This is a genomic window from Streptomyces rectiviolaceus, assembly GCF_039533825.1.
GTDB classification, from domain to species: domain Bacteria; phylum Actinomycetota; class Actinomycetes; order Streptomycetales; family Streptomycetaceae; genus Streptomyces; species Streptomyces rectiviolaceus.
In genome coordinates this window covers 17860-33475 of the sequence record NZ_BAAAUG010000021.1, presented here as the reverse complement: position 1 = coordinate 33475, position 15616 = coordinate 17860, and the positions used below count along the sequence as shown (strand labels likewise).

15 protein-coding genes and 3 pseudogenes are annotated in these 15616 nt (G+C 68.9%); 9 read left to right on the top strand and 9 right to left on the bottom strand.

Annotation, left to right across the window (positions count from 1 at the left end):
• Positions 1-19: 19 nt before the first annotated feature.
• On the bottom strand, positions 20-553 hold the full coding sequence (locus tag ABD378_RS05485; protein ID WP_344519264.1) for a hypothetical protein: 534 nt from the start codon (positions 551-553) through the stop codon (positions 20-22).
• Positions 554-1198: 645 nt separating this feature from the next.
• Between ABD378_RS05485 and ABD378_RS44135 the strand changes: the two are divergent.
• The 3 genes and pseudogenes from ABD378_RS44135 to ABD378_RS44130 form a co-directional block, all read left to right on the top strand.
• Positions 1199-1369 (top strand): annotated as a pseudogene (locus tag ABD378_RS44135) (DUF6185 family protein); the annotation flags it as partial.
• A gap of 13 nt (positions 1370-1382) precedes the next feature.
• Entirely contained in the window at positions 1383-1802 is a 420-nt protein-coding gene (locus ABD378_RS05480; protein WP_344519263.1) for a DUF6185 family protein, read from the top strand.
• Between the two features lie 43 nt (positions 1803-1845).
• Positions 1846-1958: pseudogene (locus ABD378_RS44130) on the top strand (telomere-protecting terminal protein Tpg); the annotation flags it as partial.
• A 441-nt stretch (positions 1959-2399) separates the two neighbouring features.
• Here the strand turns inward: ABD378_RS44130 and ABD378_RS05475 are convergent.
• Positions 2400-3431, bottom strand: coding sequence for a hypothetical protein (locus tag ABD378_RS05475; RefSeq protein ID WP_344519262.1), 1032 nt, complete (start codon positions 3429-3431; stop codon positions 2400-2402).
• A gap of 164 nt (positions 3432-3595) precedes the next feature.
• On the opposite strand from ABD378_RS05475, the pseudogene ABD378_RS44125 reads away from it, so the two are divergent.
• Positions 3596-3730 (top strand): annotated as a pseudogene (locus tag ABD378_RS44125) (telomere-protecting terminal protein Tpg); the annotation flags it as partial.
• A gap of 62 nt (positions 3731-3792) precedes the next feature.
• Here the strand turns inward: ABD378_RS44125 and ABD378_RS05470 are convergent.
• Complete coding sequence (locus ABD378_RS05470) at positions 3793-4662, bottom strand: NAD(P)-dependent oxidoreductase (RefSeq protein ID WP_344519261.1); 870 nt, start codon at positions 4660-4662, stop codon at positions 3793-3795.
• Here ABD378_RS05470 and ABD378_RS05465 point away from each other — a divergent pair.
• Positions 4661-5062, top strand: coding sequence for a winged helix-turn-helix transcriptional regulator (locus tag ABD378_RS05465; RefSeq protein WP_344519260.1), 402 nt, complete (start codon positions 4661-4663; stop codon positions 5060-5062). The two genes, ABD378_RS05470 and ABD378_RS05465, sit on opposite strands and share 2 nt — an antisense overlap.
• Positions 5063-5435: 373 nt before the next feature.
• On the opposite strand, the gene eno is transcribed toward ABD378_RS05465, so the two are convergent.
• Positions 5436-6743, bottom strand: coding sequence for a phosphopyruvate hydratase (gene eno, locus ABD378_RS05460; protein ID WP_344519259.1), 1308 nt, complete (start codon positions 6741-6743; stop codon positions 5436-5438).
• A gap of 176 nt (positions 6744-6919) precedes the next feature.
• Here eno and ABD378_RS05455 point away from each other — a divergent pair, with 176 nt between their 5' ends.
• On the top strand, positions 6920-7342 hold the full coding sequence (locus tag ABD378_RS05455) for a MarR family winged helix-turn-helix transcriptional regulator (protein ID WP_344519258.1): 423 nt from the start codon (positions 6920-6922) through the stop codon (positions 7340-7342).
• Positions 7343-7598: 256 nt separating this feature from the next.
• Here ABD378_RS05455 and ABD378_RS05450 read toward each other — a convergent pair whose 3' ends face one another.
• The 4 genes from ABD378_RS05450 to ABD378_RS05435 form a co-directional block, all read right to left on the bottom strand.
• Entirely contained in the window at positions 7599-8663 is a 1065-nt protein-coding gene (locus ABD378_RS05450) for an MASE1 domain-containing protein (protein WP_386542789.1), read from the bottom strand.
• 90 nt (positions 8664-8753) lie between these two features.
• On the bottom strand, positions 8754-9578 hold the full coding sequence (locus ABD378_RS05445; protein WP_344519256.1) for a PP2C family protein-serine/threonine phosphatase: 825 nt from the start codon (positions 9576-9578) through the stop codon (positions 8754-8756).
• 232 nt (positions 9579-9810) lie between these two features.
• Entirely contained in the window at positions 9811-11103 is a 1293-nt protein-coding gene (locus ABD378_RS05440; protein ID WP_344519255.1) for an ATP-binding protein, read from the bottom strand.
• 271 nt (positions 11104-11374) lie between these two features.
• Positions 11375-12214, bottom strand: coding sequence for an SDR family oxidoreductase (locus tag ABD378_RS05435; protein ID WP_344519254.1), 840 nt, complete (start codon positions 12212-12214; stop codon positions 11375-11377).
• Between the two features lie 92 nt (positions 12215-12306).
• On the opposite strand from ABD378_RS05435, the gene ABD378_RS05430 reads away from it, so the two are divergent.
• Positions 12307-12678, top strand: coding sequence for a winged helix-turn-helix transcriptional regulator (locus tag ABD378_RS05430; RefSeq protein WP_344519253.1), 372 nt, complete (start codon positions 12307-12309; stop codon positions 12676-12678).
• Between the two features lie 357 nt (positions 12679-13035).
• A complete protein-coding gene (locus ABD378_RS05425) occupies positions 13036-13869 on the top strand; it encodes a PIG-L family deacetylase (RefSeq protein ID WP_344519252.1) in 834 nt (277 codons plus the stop codon).
• 213 nt (positions 13870-14082) lie between these two features.
• Here ABD378_RS05425 and ABD378_RS05420 read toward each other — a convergent pair whose 3' ends face one another.
• Complete coding sequence (locus ABD378_RS05420; protein ID WP_344519251.1) at positions 14083-14676, bottom strand: TetR/AcrR family transcriptional regulator; 594 nt, start codon at positions 14674-14676, stop codon at positions 14083-14085.
• A 91-nt stretch (positions 14677-14767) separates the two neighbouring features.
• Between ABD378_RS05420 and ABD378_RS05415 the strand changes: the two genes are divergently transcribed.
• The gene (locus tag ABD378_RS05415; RefSeq protein ID WP_344519250.1) at positions 14768-15493 is read left to right on the top strand and encodes an alpha/beta hydrolase; all 726 of its coding nucleotides are present in this window, start codon (positions 14768-14770) and stop codon (positions 15491-15493) included.
• Positions 15494-15616: the final 123 nt, after the last annotated feature.

Sequence of the window (15616 nt, the reverse complement as noted above, 5' to 3'; positions counted from 1 at the left end):
GTGACGATCGGCGGTGTCGTCAGTCGACGATCTGGTCCCCGTCAGGTACGTCCTCGACCGTGACCAGGGCGTGGGGCAGCCCGAGTCCCAGGGACACCGCCCGGGCAATCCCGTCGAAGTCCTGGCCTGTCGGGATCGGCACCTGCTCCCCCTCGCCGTACCCCTCAATCGCCTTCACGAAGTAGCTCGGGTGCCAGGCGCCGACGGCTCCCTTGACCTCGATCGCGGTCACGGGGCGATTGCCGACGAGGTCCTTGAGCGCGGCCAGAATCTCATCGGACCGCAGTTCACCCGGTACTTGGAACAGGCTGGCGTGAGCACCGACGAGGCCGCCGTCACGCAACCGCACGGTCACGGTGAGGCAGCTGGTGACGCTCGGATAGGTGATCACGCCTCCGGGTGCGACCTCCTTGACCTGTCCTTCCGCGACCGTCGCCCTGTCGGGTGCCGCCAGGCTGCTCCCCACGTGCGGCCGTTCGGCGGCGGGCTCGTACGCCTGGGCTGCAGGGCTGAGCCCGAGTTGCAGGGCGAGCAGTGCCGTCGGCAGAGCCATGGCACCCATCACGGCAGCCCTGCGTCCTGTCGTCCGGACTGCTCGGCGGGCATGGTGGAGCGGCTGGTGCGCTGGCACGGGTCTCCCCTGAAGAAAAAGCTGGGCCCATTGCCCGCGACTGCGGGCCGACGGCTGACTGGCTGATCACTCTACCGAGCAGGGTCGCCGTGGCAGTTCGCGGGAACTCTCCGCAAGGCGGTTGTACCGCGAGGGTCAAGCCTTGCCGGCCCGCAGCACTGACAACACCCCGGGCCAGTAGGGCTAGTTCACGCGTTCACGAGCAGCGAGAGGCTGAGTCTGCCTTCGTCTCGATCGAAGATGACGGGGCGTGCCAGCAGGCACGTTGGCCCCCGGCCCGGGATGGACGCGAAGAAGGCCGCCGGGGTACTCGAAGGGCGGAGGACGAAGGGCGCTTTCGCTACTCCTGACTGCTGCCGGATCACAGCCAGCAGCGGCTGACGCGCCGTTCGGTCACTGTTCGACGCCCATCAGCGGCCGTCCTCACTGTGATCGGCGTCTGCTATGCAGTGACCGGCGAGCGGGACTGGACACGGGCCAGTTGGCTCTCCCCCGCGCATCGACCCCGGACGCTGGGTCCAGGAAGCTGAATCCGGCGCATTCTGGTGGTAGTGGGCCTACGGCTCCCGGCACGGTGCCAGCCTCCGCAGCGACCTGCTGTGGTTCACCCACATCGGGCAATGGTGGTGGATCGCGATGCTGTGGATACCCAGCTGCCTAGCCATCCTGGCAGTCCTGCGCCGCCGGGTGGCCGGCTCAGCGGACACCACACTCGCGCGCCGCGGCCCCCAGGGCGTCGACCGGCTGCTGAGTGCTCACCCAGCTCGTGCTGTGGCAGATCGGGTACGCGGCAGCCGGATTCCTGCTGGGAGCACTGTGGCAGGAACTGCCAGGACGACGCGGCCCGTCCAAAGCCATCCCGCTCGCCGTCGCCTACGCCGCGCCGATCGGCCTGTTCGCTCTGGGCAACTGGGGTCTGGACGAGGAACAGACATCCCTCGCCTTGGCCGCGGTGGCCATGCTTCTCATCCTCACACTGACCGGCGTCATGATGGACCTGGAGACTTTCAGCGGCGAACGCCCCTACTGGCACAGCCGTCTGAGCCTGCTGCGGTCCATCTACCAAATCCGCTACATATCGGTCCAGTTGGCGTGGATCCTCGCGCAGGCCGCAGCCATCGCCACGATCCTGCAGTACCTCGCCGACAACGGCGGTGTGCCGCCACAGTGACCGGTGGTCCACGGTGAACCCCACTCCCCCAGAGGGGGGCGGGAGCCTGGAGCGCGGGGTGAAGGCCCGGTGGCAGCCGCAGATCCGGGCCCCAAGGCGAGGGAGAAGGCGGCGACGACCGGCGGCATCGTCATCGACGTCCACGCCCGCCTCGGGGGGCCTTGAGGAAAATTGAGAAACTGCTGCTCAGGCACCGCGTGTTGGAGGCTCCGGAACGGCGCTTCTGTCCCGCGGCAACGGCTGGGCATCACCCGATGGCGCCCGGTCTCCTGCGAGCCTCTACAAGGCCGCCTCTCTCCAATGGCACCCGGACATGTCCACTGGCGACAAGCGAGTGTTCCAACTCCTACAAGAGACCTACAGGCTGTCCAAGTTCTTGGACTCGTGAGGTCACCACCAGGGCAAGCGCTGGTCCTCCGGGTTTCCGCCACGTGTCACGCAAGGCTCCCGTGGTGGGCCTCGGGGCGCTGACCGCCGGGATAGTCGCCTGGCTCATCGCTGAGAGCCGGCCCAGCGACAAGTCAGCATAAGACGAGCTCCCCGCGGACAGTGGGGACTGCGGCGATTAGTGCCGCTTCAGGCAACGTTCAAGCGGCATTAGGGTGCGGGCGGAAGTTGCAGGTCGGTGCAGTCGTGCCGCTCGGCCGCACGCTTGGCGAATGCGGCCAACGCGGCTCGCGCGAAGGACGGATTATCGGACGTCGCGCTCTGCGGGCTGATCTGGAACAGGGCGCGGGGCCCGTCCCCCGGACAGTCGGCACTCGCCCAGAAGAACTCCTCGGTTTCCTCACCGCTGCCGGCCGGCTTCGCGTTCAGTCTGCTGTGCAGGCTGTCATTGCGCTCGCGCAGGGCGTAAGGGCCGAACGAGGCTTCCAGGCGATAGCCGTCATCGGTGCCCTCGTCGTCCAACAAGCACACCGCGGAGGGCGCGAACTGGTCTGCGGGAGTCTCCGTGACTGTGTCGATCTGCTGGTCGCGCGCCCAGGGCAGCCCAGCGCAAGTGCCATTGGCCTCCTGTGGAGTTGAGGAGCCTGACACTGGGTCGGCGACCTGCACGCGGGCGCCCGGCTTGCTCTCGCAGCCCCAGCGATCGGCGGCGTTGACGGCGGTCGCGGTGACCAGCTCGGCCACCCGGCGGCTCACGCTCTTGTTGGGCTCCTCCTCGGTGAGCTGCGCGGTGGCAGTGATCGCCCTGTCCTGGTTGGTGCACGGAAGAACGACCGCGGTGTTCACGCCGTCGGTGAAGCCCCGCCAGCCCCCGCCCATCGGTGTGGGAAGTGCCTTTGCGCGCAGCCGCGGGAGGTAGAACTTCAGGTCGATGGGGGCGCTGTTGGGGATGCGTGCGGCGGTGACGACGATGTCCATGCTTTCGACCCAGCAGAAGTCGTACCCCTGCTTGGGCGTGCCCTCTCCAACGTCGTGGGGCAGTCCCGTGGCCGGGTCGGACGGGAGGCCCGTGAGGGCCACAGCCTCCTCGTACGGCAGCACGCCGCCGCAGTACGACTCGAGCTTGTCTTCGTAGCGCCAGCGTTTCCCGGTGTCGCTCAGGCGATACCAGCCGTAGCCGCCGAGCAGCGCCAACACCACCGCCAGAGCGCCGACCCATGCCCAACGACGAATTCCCCGCACCCTCTACCCCCGTGATCGACCAGTCGCCGCACCCTACTCCCGGTCTGCCATGCACACGTCCGCAGGAACCTTGACCGCAGCAGACGCCCCAGCCGTTCCCGCGGGAAACCCCGTTCCGGAGCCCTCCAACACGTGGTGCCTGAGCAGCAGTTACTCAATTTTCCTCAAGGCCCCGCCTCGGGTATGCCGGGGCGCCAATGGGTTCGACGGACGAGGACCGCATCCGACACCTCACCGTGGCTCTCCCGCCGCAACACGCGGCCCGCCTCTTCGCCGCCCAGGAACAGGGCGTAGGCGAACCGGGCGAAAGCCGTCCCATGAACCGACGCCTGCGCCCGCCCGTCCCGGCCGAGAGGCCGGTTCAGCCGTGGAGCAGTTCCGCGACGTGTGCGTAGGAGTCGTCCGCGTAGCCGGCCGCCATCCCGCGGGTGGCGATGTCGTGGGCGGCCGCGATGACCGCACTGTCCACCCCCCGGCTGCGGGAGGCGTCGAGGACGTGGGACATGATGGCCGCCGCCGAACGGAGATTGGAGCCACCGGCGGGGTAACTGCCGGTGTCGACCTGCTCGGCGAAGGCGTCGATCACCTCGGGCAGGAGACCGGCGATCCCCTTGGCGTAGGGGGCGAGATCGGAGGCGGTGACGCCCTCGGCCCTGGCGAGGGCGAAGGCGTGGACGACGCCGGTCAGCGCCGTCCAGAAGATGTCGAGCAGCGCGACGTCGTGCGCTCCCGCACGGCCCGGGTCGGAACCCAGGTGTACGCAGGTGCCGCCGACGGCGCGCAGGCTGTTCCGGTGGAGTTCGAACAGGTCGGCCGGGCCGCTGTGGAGGACCAGCGTGGACGGGCCGCCGACAAGGTACGTCGGAACCATGATCGCTCCGTCGAGGTAGCCGATGCCGTGCGAGGCGGCCCACTTGGCGGTGGCGCGGGCGTCGTCGGGGGTGCCGGCGGTGAGGTTGACCAGCGTGCGGCCCTTGAGCGCGGCGGTGTGCGGGGCGGTGACGGCGCGGACGGCGTCGTAGTCAAGGACGCAGACCACCACGAGGTCGTTCGCCGCGATCGCCTCGGCGGCGGTCGCGGCCTCGACGGCGCCGTTCTCCACGAGGCCGTCCGCACGGCCCGGGGTACGGTTCCACACGGTTGTGGGATGGCCTTCGGCAAGGAACGCCGCAGCCAGGGCCCGGCCCATCGGGCCAAGGCCGAGAACGGTGACGGGGGAAGCAGAAGACATGGGGAACTCCGAGGTCGTGACGGTGACCGATCCGCACACGTGCGGGATGGGTGTGGCCGTCGGGGTGTTCGAAGGTAAGTGGAAGTCGTTCATCATGTGGGCGCTCGCCGACGGTCCGCGCCGTTTCGGGGAGACCAGGCGACTGGTCACCGGCATCAGTGAGAAGGTGTTGACCCAGCAGCTGCGGGAGCTCCAGGCGGACGGGGTCGTGCACCGAGAGGACTACGACGAGCAGCCACCTCGGGTCGAGTACTCGCTGACCGAGCAGGGCCATCGGCTCTACGAACTGCTGGAACTGCTCTCCGCCTGGGGTCAGGACCACCTGACCACAAGGGCAGGGGCGGTAACGGACGAGGGACTTGGCGCGCCTCCATCAGACTCCCCGACCGCCGGTTCTTGATCAAGTACGTACCTTCAGGTACGTGCCACGCCCCCTCCGGTCCGGTGTTCGCGGGATCGCCAACAGTCGTGTGCGCGCCACCCGGACACGTGCCCTTGGCCGGCGCCCCTCACGTCCGACTCCCATCACCTCCTCGATCGAGCGGTTCTGGCCGCCGGGCAGGCGATACGCCTCCGGAGGGCCAGCAGGGCCGGGTGTGACAACCTCACGGCCAGCACGGCCTGTTGGACGAGGTACCCATCCGAAGTCTTAGCCGACAGCCGCCGGAGGGGGGCGAACGGCCAACAGTCCAGGAAGACTTGTCGCCCCCGTCATGCGCGCGGGCCCCCGATCGTGTTCGAGGGCCCGCGCGGTCTCTACCTCTGCCTGCCGTTCACGCCCGACGCAGCGCGGAGCGGCCCGCGTAGCGCCCCGAGTCGCCCAACTCCTCTTCGATTCGGATCAGTTGGTTGTACTTCGCCGTGCGGTCGGAGCGGGAGAGCGAGCCGGTCTTGATCTGACCGCAGCCGGTCGCCACCGCCAGATCCGCGATGGTGGTGTCCTCCGTCTCGCCCGAGCGGTGCGACATGACAGCTGTCCAGCCCGCCTCGTGGGCCGTGGCCACCGCGGTCAGCGCCTCGGTCAGGGTCCCGATCTGATTGACCTTGACCAGGACCGAGTTGCCGACGCCGGTGCGGATGCCCTCGCGGAGCAGCGTCTCGTTGGTGCAGAACACGTCGTCGCCGGTGAGCTGACAGCGGTCGCCGACGCGGGCGGTCAGCTCGCGCCAGCCGTCCAGGTCGTTCTCCGCCATCGGGTCCTCGATGGAGACGACCGGGTAGGCGTCGATGAGCTTGGCCAGGTAGTCGGCGTGCTCGGAGGGGGTGCGGCGTACCCCTTCGCCCGCGTAGTCGTACACCCCGTCGCGGAAGAACTCCGACGACGCCGGGTCCATGATCAGGCCGATGTCCGTGCCGGGGCGGTAGCCGGTGCGCTCGATGGCGGTCATCACGAAGTCGAGCGCTTCCTCTGCGGTACGCAGCGCGGGCGCGAAGCCGCCCTCGTCGCCGACGCCCGTGGAGTGCCCGGCGGCCAGCAGGTCACGGCGCAGGGTGTGGAAGACCTCGCTGCCCATGCGGACGGCTTCGGCGAAGGTGTCCGCGCCCACGGGCGCGATCATGAACTCCTGGAAATCCAGCGGATTGTCGGCGTGGGCGCCGCCGTTGACGATGTTCATCATCGGCAGCGGCAGGAGGTGGGCGTCGGCGCCGCCGAGGTAGCGGTAGAGGGGCTGACGGTGGGCCGCCGCGGCGGCCTTGGCGGCGGCGAGGGAGACGCCGAGGATCGCGTTGGCGCCGAGCCGGGACTTCGTGGCGGTCCCGTCGAGGGCTACCAGCTCGGCGTCGAGCCCCGCCTGGTCCGCCGCGTCCCGGCCGCGCAGGGACGCCGCGATCTCCCCGTTGACGTGGGCCACCGCGCGGTCGACACCCTTGCCGTGCCAGCGCGCGGAGTCTCCGTCGCGCAGTTCCACGGCCTCCCGGGCACCGGTGGAGGCGCCGGAGGGGACAGCCGCGCGCCCCAGGGATCCGTCCCCCAGGACGACGTCGACCTCGACGGTGGGGTTGCCGCGGCTGTCGATGATCCGGCGGGCGGTGACGGTCTCGATGGCGGCGTTGATGCTTCCGACTGCCTTTGTGGACATGGGAGTTCCTCCCCGTTGTCGTGTGCCGTGGCCCCGGCTGCGACAACGCTGGCGCTGAGCCCGACAAGGCCAAACCCTACAGCAATGCTGCTCAGTTTTGCTGTGCAGCATTGCTGTGCAGGTCAGCTGCACAGCAACGCTGACCAGCGATGCTGACCAGCGGGGTAAAGTGCCCTATGCCCACCTCGGAAGCCGCCGCCATCGCCGCCGAACTGCGCACAGCGATGGGCAAGCTCACCCGACGCGTCAAACAAGAGGACCGCATCCCGCTGGGCCAGGCCGCCGTGCTCGGTGCACTCGATCGCAACGGCGCCATGACCACCAGCGACCTCGCCACCGATCAGCGCGTACGCCCCCAGTCGATGGCCCGGGCGGTGGGCCTGCTCATGGAACAAGGCCTGATCACGCGCCGCGCGCACCCCACGGACGGCCGCAAGTCGCTGGTCGAACTGTCGGACGCGGGCCGGGCCGCGCTCGAGGCGGAGCGCGGCCGCAGGGCCGGTTGGCTCGCGCAAGGCATTGAGGCCGAACTCACGGATGAGGAGCGGGTGTTGCTGGCACGGAGCGCGGCCCTGCTGGAACGGCTCGCCACACGCTAGTGCCCCGAGGTGATACAGCCGCTCCGCGGCGGGCACTCTTTCGCGGGCCGTGCCCCTGCGCGAACCTCGCTGGTGGACTCGACGATCTGCCGGTGCACCGCCAGTAAAACGCGCTTACGGCCCGGATATCGTCCTGCCATGACAGACGAAGATCCTGCCGATCACGTCGCCGCATGCTCCATCACCCCGCGTCTGACCACCATCCGGCGCCCCGCCTGCGAGGGAGTCGCCGGCGCGGATGAACCCCCCGGAAGCGTCAGACGTCCCGAGGGCTGTCCGTCGCCGACGCCGTGTCGTCGGTACGGAGGCCGGCGGCGTGCCTGGCGGACAGTTCAGGCGGGGTCTTCCCTGCGGCGAGGTGCTCCAGTACTTCCGCGAGTTCCCGGCAGGCACTCTGCACCGATCGTCGGGTGGCACGCTGTTCGGCGGCCATGGCAGACAACAAGAGCGCCGTCAGCGCGGTGGCACCGTTGAACGCCTGAAGTTTGGTCATGATCTCGATGGGCGACAGGTGGAGGAAGGCCCCTTGCTGCGTATTCGCCTCGAATGTGGTCAGCACCGACGCGAACAACGCGCACAACATGCTCCCTGCCAGCTGGAAGCGCAACGCCACCCAGATGAGCAGCGGGAAGACGAGGAAAAGCAGGCTCAAGTCGCCGAGCACAGCCACAGGCACGACGATCAGGGCCGCAAGGCCCAGGCACAGCATCTCCTTCCAGCGCCTCAGTCGCAGTGGTCCAGTGGCGCCCACCAGCACGAGGAGGAGCGGAGTGACCAGCAGGACGCCCATCGCATCGCCCACCCACCAGGCCAGCCACACAGACCAGAACTGCCCCGTCCCCAGTCCACCGGTCACCACCTGCAGCCCGACCCCCGCCGTAGCACTGATGAGCATGGCTCCGAGCCCGCCGAGGAAGACCAGGGCCACGCCGTCCCGCAGACGTGAGATTCCGACCCGGAAACCGGCCCGTCGCAGCATCAGATAGGCGCAGAGCGGGGCGATGGTGTTGCCCGCCACGGTGACCAGCGTGGTGAGCTGAGGGGTGGTGAGGGACGCGATGATGAGGAAGGAACCAACAGCGATCCCGGGCCAGACCGCCGCCCCGAAGACAAACAGTGCGGCGACGGCGACGCCGGTGGGCGGCCAAATGGGTGTGACGATCACTCCTTCGACGGTGAGTCGACCGAGCAGGCCCAGACGCCCGGATACGTAGTAGCAGGCAGCCACGGCCAGTGCCTTAAGGAGTACCTCCAAGGGCTGCCGGAACCGCCGAGTCACCAACACAGAGCCATCAGACACCGACCGGACCGCTTCGGCCATGCGAAGGCCCTGCCCATGTCCGAGCGCGTCCACAGTCTTCGGGGCCTCTTCCCCCTCTCGCCTCAGTCCACGGGCGTGCGTGGGACACCACTACAGGGCGCCGGCGTCGTGGCCGACGACGAGGACGGCGGCATCGTCCTCATGCCCCACCGTGTCCGCCAGCCGCATTACACCGCTTACGAGAGCGTTGATGCCCAACCCGGCAGCGGTGGTGATCTCGGCCAGGCGCATCACCCGCCGCAGGCCGTCATCGAGGCTCAGCGACGGCCCTTCCACCACTCCGTCGGTCAGCAGCACGACGACACCACCCGTGGTGAGCCGGCGGCACACCACGGGGTACTCGGCGCCTTCGAGCACGCCGAGCGGAGGGCCGCACTCGCCTTCGTCGACACCGGACCGGCCGTCGGCCGTGGCCCAGATGTGGGGAATGTGACCGGCCCGAGCGCACTCCACGACGCCGGTGGCCGGATCAAGCCGGAGAAAGGTGCATGTCGCGAAGAGGTCAGCGCCCAGGGCGACCAGGAGATCGTTGGTACGCGCGAGCAGTTCCCCTGGGTCGCCGGTGACGGAGGCCAGCGCACGCAAGCCCACACGGACCTGTCCCATGAACGCAGCGGCCTTGATGTTGTGCCCCTGCACGTCACCGATGGACAGGCCGATACGGCCGTCGGGCATCGGGAAGGCGTCATACCAGTCTCCCCCGACGTTGAGCCCGTGATTGGCGGGCATGTAGCCCACGGCCAGCCGGACGCCAGGAGGCTGCGGAAGGTCATGAGGCAGCATGCCGCGTTGCAGCGCCACTGCCAGCTCAACCCGGGAGCGCTGCATCTCCGCGAGCTCCCGGGCCCGGGCAGTCAGCGCCCCGAGCCTGGCAAGCAGCTCGTCACCGTCGTCGGCCGCCTGCGTACGGAACATTGATCGCCCCGGTTCCGCGAGAGCACCCCGCGTCAGTTCAGCTGGTCTCCGCCACATGCACCATGCACCACTGGCACAACCTCGCGATCAAGTCTGCCCGCAGATGGCGACCGTCGCACCCTGTCACGCCTCCCCCACGCACCAGGGGCGCCGACAGAACCATGAGTAAGCGCGCGCTCATCGTCATCGCCCGACCGGAACGAACCGCGCACCGACAGCGAGCGGCACCGGGTCAGAACCGGGCGTGCGTGGTGATGTCCGACTCGAACTGGTTGATCATCTGAGGCGTCACCGTGGGACGGCATTGACCGATCGCCTTCAGATAGTCCGCCGTCCTCGCGCCCGGCATCGGCTCCGCGGCGGCCGTCTGCCCGCCGACCGAGACCAGATCGCGCTCGAAGGAGTTCTGGGCGGCGATCCGGGCGGCGTGCTCGATGTCAGCGGGCGTGAACAGGTCGCTCGCCGCCACCAGTTCGTCGATGTCCACCTCCGGTCTGCCATCGGTGTAACGCGCCCAGATCGCCGCCCGGGCCGCCTTGTCCGGCGTACCGATCGGGATCAGGTAGTCGAAACGACCGGGGCGCAGGAAGGCCGGATCCAGGGAGCGGATCGAGTTCGTCGCACAGACCAGGAGCCGCTCGTCGCGCTCCCGGAAACCCGGAATGAGCTTGAGCAGTTCGTTGGTCACCCCGTGCATCCCACCGGGCTGCGCCGGTTCCTGGCGGACCGGGGCGATCTCCTCGACCTCGTCGATGAAGACCAGGACTCGTTCCAGCTCAGCGATGGCTGCGAATGCGGAACGCAGCGCCGCCGCCAGATTGCCGCCGTCGGCCAGCCGGGAGGGCAGTATCTCCACGAACGGCCAGCCGAGCCGCGAGGCGATCGCCCGCGCGAAGGTCGTCTTGCCGGTACCCGGCGGGCCGAACAGGCCCACCGCCCGCGGCGGGCGCACACCGTGTCGCGCCGCACGCTCCGGCTCGGCGAGCGGAAGCACGACCCGCCGTTCGATCAGGTCCTTCTCACGCTCCATGCCGCCGACCTTGGCCCACAGGTCTCCGGGCAGCAGCCGGCCGCCGAGGTCATCGAGAAGGCTGGCGGCAGGCCCGTGCACCGGCTCGACCTTCTCGAAATAGGCGACGGCGGGCCGACGGGTGTAGCCCGCATTGAGCAGTCCGTCGCCGAACAGGTCCTCCTCGGGCAGGACATAGGCGATCCGGCCGACCCGTGCGGCGACAAGGCGGCGTTCAAGTTCGACCAGGAGTGCGCTGGCCAGGCCACGCCCACGCCAGGCCGGGGCAATCGCCATACGCATCACCCAGGCCCGCTCCCCGGCCACACAGGCGAGCGCCATCCCGATGGGTACGCCCTGGTGGACAGCGACGACGCCCGGCTGGCGAGAAGTCAGGGCACTGATGCACTCCGCCAGGGAGAAGACGGATTCCTGGCCGAGTTCGGCCGTGGTGTCAATCAGGTGGACGACCGCGGCGAGATCGCTCTCGCGGTAGTCATGGATCAGCCAGTTCACAGGCCCCGCCCCTCGATCAGTCTCGTTGTCGCACCGTTGCGGCGAGGCTAGAGACGCAGGAGGTCGCGGGTCGTTCGCCACAGTGCACAAGGCACGAGGGCGAGATGCTACAAACCGTCACTGGCGTACGGCGCCGAGCATGCGCGAAGCCCCCTCGGGCCGGCGCGACCCAGTACCTCGCGCGCCGGGCGTCCGGCGGCACTGACGGAGGTGGGGCCTCGTGCGGCTGCAGCGGCACGAGGCTGTCCGGGTGCTTCAGTTGAGTTGGGCCTCAGCGGAAGGCGTCGATGTTGCGGGCGACCCAGCTGTTGAAGGAGCGCGGGGCGCGGCCGAGGACTCGTTCCACGTCCGGGCTGATCCGCAGTTCGGCCGGATATGGGGCGGAGATGATGTCCAGGGTGTCGTCGGCGAGTTCCGCCGGCACGAACTGGGTCATCGCGGCCTTGGCCTCCTCGCGGGTGAGTTCATGGAACCGTACGGACGAGCCGAGCGCGGTGGCGATCGCCTCCGCCTGCTGACGCGGCGTGATCACCTCCGGCCCGGTCAGCGTGTACACCCCGCCGGTGTGCCGGTCGTCCAGCAGGCAGGCCGCCGCGACCTCGGCGATGTCGGCGGGGTCGATGACCGGCACCCCTACGTCGCCGAAGGGTGCGGCGACCGTCCCTTGCGTGCGGACGGACTCCGCCCAGGCCAGGGCGTTGGAGGCGAAGCCGCCCGGTCGCAGGACGGCCCAGTCCAGGCCGGACTCCCGCAACGCGTCCTCCACTGCGCGCACCGCGACCCGAGTCGGGCCGAGCGGCCTGGTCGCCACGCCCTGCGAAGACAGCAGGACGACGCGACGGACCCCACTGGCCGCGGCCAGGTCGATGATGTCGGTCGGCCTTGCTCCGGGAGCGTGCAGGTCGCCGGAGAGCAGGAGGAACAACGCCTTCGCCCCGTCCAACGCGGGCACGAGGCCGGCCGGCTCGGTCAAGTCGGCCGCCACATGCCGCACTCCGTCCGGCACGGCCACCGCGTTCCGCGACACCGCCGTCACCTGCTCGCCCGCCTCGGCCAAGGCCTGCGTCAAAGGCCGGCCCACATTCCCGGTAGCCCCGGTCACCACAATCATGTTCTGCTCCTAGTCCGTTGTGCACTGCGGTAAGTGACGCTAGGAGCCGGGCTTACTTTCCGTAAGAACATACCCAGAGGTAAGCTCCGGACATGAGGGAAGGCGCGCAGCTGACGCAGGGCGAGACGGGCAACCGGTATGACGTGTTTCACACCGACTGCCCCGCACGGAACGTGGTCGACCATGTGACCAGCAGGTGGGGCATCTGGGTGCTGATCTCCTTGCGGAGCAACGACCTTCGGTTCTACGAGCTGCGCGACAGCATCCAGGGCGTCAGCGAGAAGATGCTCGCCCAGACCCTGCGCGCGCTCGTCCAGGACGGCCTGATCTGGCGGGAGGTCGAGCCGACGACACCGCCCCAAGTCACCTACGGGCTGACTGAGTTCGGTCAGGACCTCGGCGAGCCACTGACAGACTTGTTCGACCGGATCACACAGCGGCTCTCGCCGCACAGCGCGGGATAGTGCCCTAGTAGGCAGCCACGTAGGTACATCCAGCCTGGCGTTCTTCGGCCTCGCCCACGAGCCGAGCCGCGGGCCAAGGCCCACCTCGACACCGCGACCACCACCCGCACCTGAACCCTCGGCAAGTTTCCGTGCTGCTCATTTTGCGTGGCATCGCCGACGCCTGGAAGGCCAAGTGGCCGCGCCGGGAACAGCCCGCCCGGTCGGCGCTGTTGCATCGACCGAGGCACCGGAGCCGCACAGTGGGGAATCGGGGACCACAAGGTCGTCCGCCCCACCAGGATTCGGTCCCCCGGGATCGCGGCATGCCCGCCGCGCACGTGGACCAAGACGTATTTTCTGCAGGAGGACTGTTTTATGGCTGACCGGCCTTTGACGCTTATGGCAGTGCACGCTCACCCCGACGACGAGGCCACCGGAACTGGAGGAGTCCTCGCGCGGTACGCGGCGGAAGGCATCCGCACGGTTCTCGTGACGTGTACCGACGGCGGTTGCGGTGACGGACCGGGAGGCATCAAGCCGGGCGATCCCGGCCACGATCCGGCGGCCGTCGCCTTGATGCGCCGTCAAGAACTTCAGGAGAGCTGCGACGCCCTGAAGGTCAGCGATCTGGAGATGCTGGACTATGCCGACTCCGGAATGATGGGCTGGCCGAGCAACGACGCCCCCGGATCCTTCTGGAAGACCCCCGTGGAGGAAGGCGCCGCCCGACTCGCGGAACTCATGCGGCACTACCGGCCCGATGTGGTCGTCACCTACGACGAGAACGGCTTCTACGGCCACCCCGACCACATCCAGGCCCACCGCATCACGATGGCGGCGCTGGAGATGACCGCGCTGACACCGAAGGTGTACTGGACGACGATGCCCCGCTCGATGATGCAGCGGTTCGGGGAGGTCATGCGCGAGTTCGGCGAGGACATGCCGGAGCCGGATCCTGCCGAGGCCGCCGCGATGGCCGAGATCGGCCTCCCCGACGATGAGATCACCACGTGGGTGGACACCACGGCGTTCAGCGGTCAGAAGTTCGACGCGCTGGCCGCGCACGCCAGTCAGGGCGAGAACATCTTCTTCCTCAAGATGGGCAGGGAGAGGTTCGGCGAGTTGATGGGCATGGAGACCTTCGTACGTGTCAGGAACACCACTGACGCGGCCGTACCCGAGAACGACCTCTTCGCCGGACTGCGCTGATCAGCCCGCCCGAGCGGGGCTCGGGACAGCGGAGCACGAGCAAGTGCCGATGCCTGTCTGTCTGACTGACTGCCACCGTGATCTACGCAGTCAGCCGGGCCGCCGAGGGTGACGGGGAGGTCCGTCCGATCGCGCCGTCCAGCGCGAGGTGCGGGCCTCCTTCGTGCACGTCCGGGAGCCATTGGCGGGCGCCGCCAAAACCACTCCGTCGCGTCACCGGATGGTGCGCAACCCCGTGACGAGCAGCTCGACCATGTGGCGCGCGTCGTACCGGTGGTGGGTGCCCGCGCTCGCGCAAAGCCCCCCGATGCCCCGCATGAGCTCCTGGGCGTCCTGGCCGGAGCGGATCTCGCCCGATTCGCCCGCGGCGGCGAGCAGTTGAGTGCACACCGGCACCAGCCGCTCGACGAAGTAGTCGTGCAGCGGATCGAAGCAGGGGTCGTCGGACTGCAGTACGGCGGCGAGTCCCTGCTTGGTGACCACGAAGTCGACGAAGCGGTCGATCCAGCGCTCCAGCGCGGCGTATGCGGTCGCGCTGTCCGCGAGCAGCGCGGGGCCCGCCTGCGCGAGCGCCTCGACCTGGTGCCGGTAGACGGCGACGATCAGATCCGCGCGCGTGGGGAAGTGGCGGTAGATCGTCGCCGTCCCGACGCCGGCCTCGGCTGCGATGTCGCGGATCGGCGCCTCCACCCCCGACGTGACGAAGACCGTGGCGGCCGCGTCGAGGAGCGCCTCCTCGTTGCGTCGTGCGTCCGCCCGTTTGGCCCGGACGACCGGCCCCGTGCCACGACGGCTGCTGTCGTTCACCGCGCCTCCTCCATCAGCGAACTTGTTAACCGGGACAGTGTCCCATATCGTAAACGGGACAGTGTCCCGTTTAAGTGAGGGTGGGCGTCCGATGGCGACATATCTGTTGGTGCACGGTGCTTGGCACAGTGGGGAGTGCTGGGAGCGGGTGGCCCCGCTGCTGACCGAGGGCGGGCACCGGGTGGTCACGCCAACGCTGACCGGCTACGGCGACACGGTGCATCTGGCCGGTCCGGAGGTCGGGCTCGACACGCACATCGACGACATCGCCAAGGTGATCGCCGAGGAGGACCTCACCGATGTCGTCCTTGTGGGCCACAGCTACGCGGGGCTCGTCGTCTCGGGCGTGGCCAATCGAGTCCCGGAGCGCATCGCGTGTCTGGTGTATCTCGACGCCATGTTCCCCGCGGACGGCGAGAGCGCGGCCGATGTGCTGCCGGTGACGCAGCAGCTGATCGACCGGGCCCTGGCGTCCGAGAGCGGCTGGCGGATCCCGCCGCCTCCGGAGATGCCGCCGCCCGCGGGCCTGTTCGGGGTCACTGACCCGGCGGACCTCGCCTGGCTGCGCACGATGCTGTCGGATCAGCCGGTGCGCTGCCTCCAGCAGAGTGTCCGCCTCGACAACCCCGCCATGGACATGGTCCCGCGGGCGCACATTCACTGCACCGTCGGTCAGCCCGAGGGCATCACCCGGAGGCCCGTTCCCGCGACACAGCCCAACGGAACCCCGTCCCTCGTATGGGAGTTGGCGACCGGACACGACTGCATGATCACCGAGCCGGCCCGGCTCGCGGAACTGCTGCTCAAGCTCGGCTGACCCTGGAGCGCGTGGCGGTGGCTCCCAGTGGCCGCAAGGACCCCGGCCCCGCCCGCCGCCAGGGCGATGCTTCTCCATCTGTGTACGGCGGTAACAGAATTCGCCGGAATGCTTCTCCTGGTT

What these genes read in the sequence shown, in the direction of transcription:
- ABD378_RS05485 (WP_344519264.1), bottom strand. Translation starts at nt 553, where the DNA reads ATGGCTCTGCCGACGGCACTGCTCGCCCTGCAACTCGGGCTCAGCCCT.
- ABD378_RS05465 (WP_344519260.1), top strand. Translation starts at nt 4,661, where the DNA reads ATGGGGAACTCCGAGGTCGTGACGGTGACCGATCCGCACACGTGCGGG.
- ABD378_RS05470 (WP_344519261.1), bottom strand. Translation starts at nt 4,662, where the DNA reads ATGTCTTCTGCTTCCCCCGTCACCGTTCTCGGCCTTGGCCCGATGGGC.
- eno (WP_344519259.1), bottom strand. Translation starts at nt 6,743, where the DNA reads ATGTCCACAAAGGCAGTCGGAAGCATCAACGCCGCCATCGAGACCGTC.
- ABD378_RS05455 (WP_344519258.1), top strand. Translation starts at nt 6,920, where the DNA reads ATGCCCACCTCGGAAGCCGCCGCCATCGCCGCCGAACTGCGCACAGCG.
- ABD378_RS05450 (WP_386542789.1), bottom strand. Translation starts at nt 8,663, where the DNA reads ATGGCCGAAGCGGTCCGGTCGGTGTCTGATGGCTCTGTGTTGGTGACT.
- ABD378_RS05445 (WP_344519256.1), bottom strand. Translation starts at nt 9,578, where the DNA reads ATGTTCCGTACGCAGGCGGCCGACGACGGTGACGAGCTGCTTGCCAGG.
- ABD378_RS05435 (WP_344519254.1), bottom strand. Translation starts at nt 12,214, where the DNA reads ATGATTGTGGTGACCGGGGCTACCGGGAATGTGGGCCGGCCTTTGACG.
- ABD378_RS05430 (WP_344519253.1), top strand. Translation starts at nt 12,307, where the DNA reads ATGAGGGAAGGCGCGCAGCTGACGCAGGGCGAGACGGGCAACCGGTAT.
- ABD378_RS05425 (WP_344519252.1), top strand. Translation starts at nt 13,036, where the DNA reads ATGGCTGACCGGCCTTTGACGCTTATGGCAGTGCACGCTCACCCCGAC.
- ABD378_RS05415 (WP_344519250.1), top strand. Translation starts at nt 14,768, where the DNA reads ATGGCGACATATCTGTTGGTGCACGGTGCTTGGCACAGTGGGGAGTGC.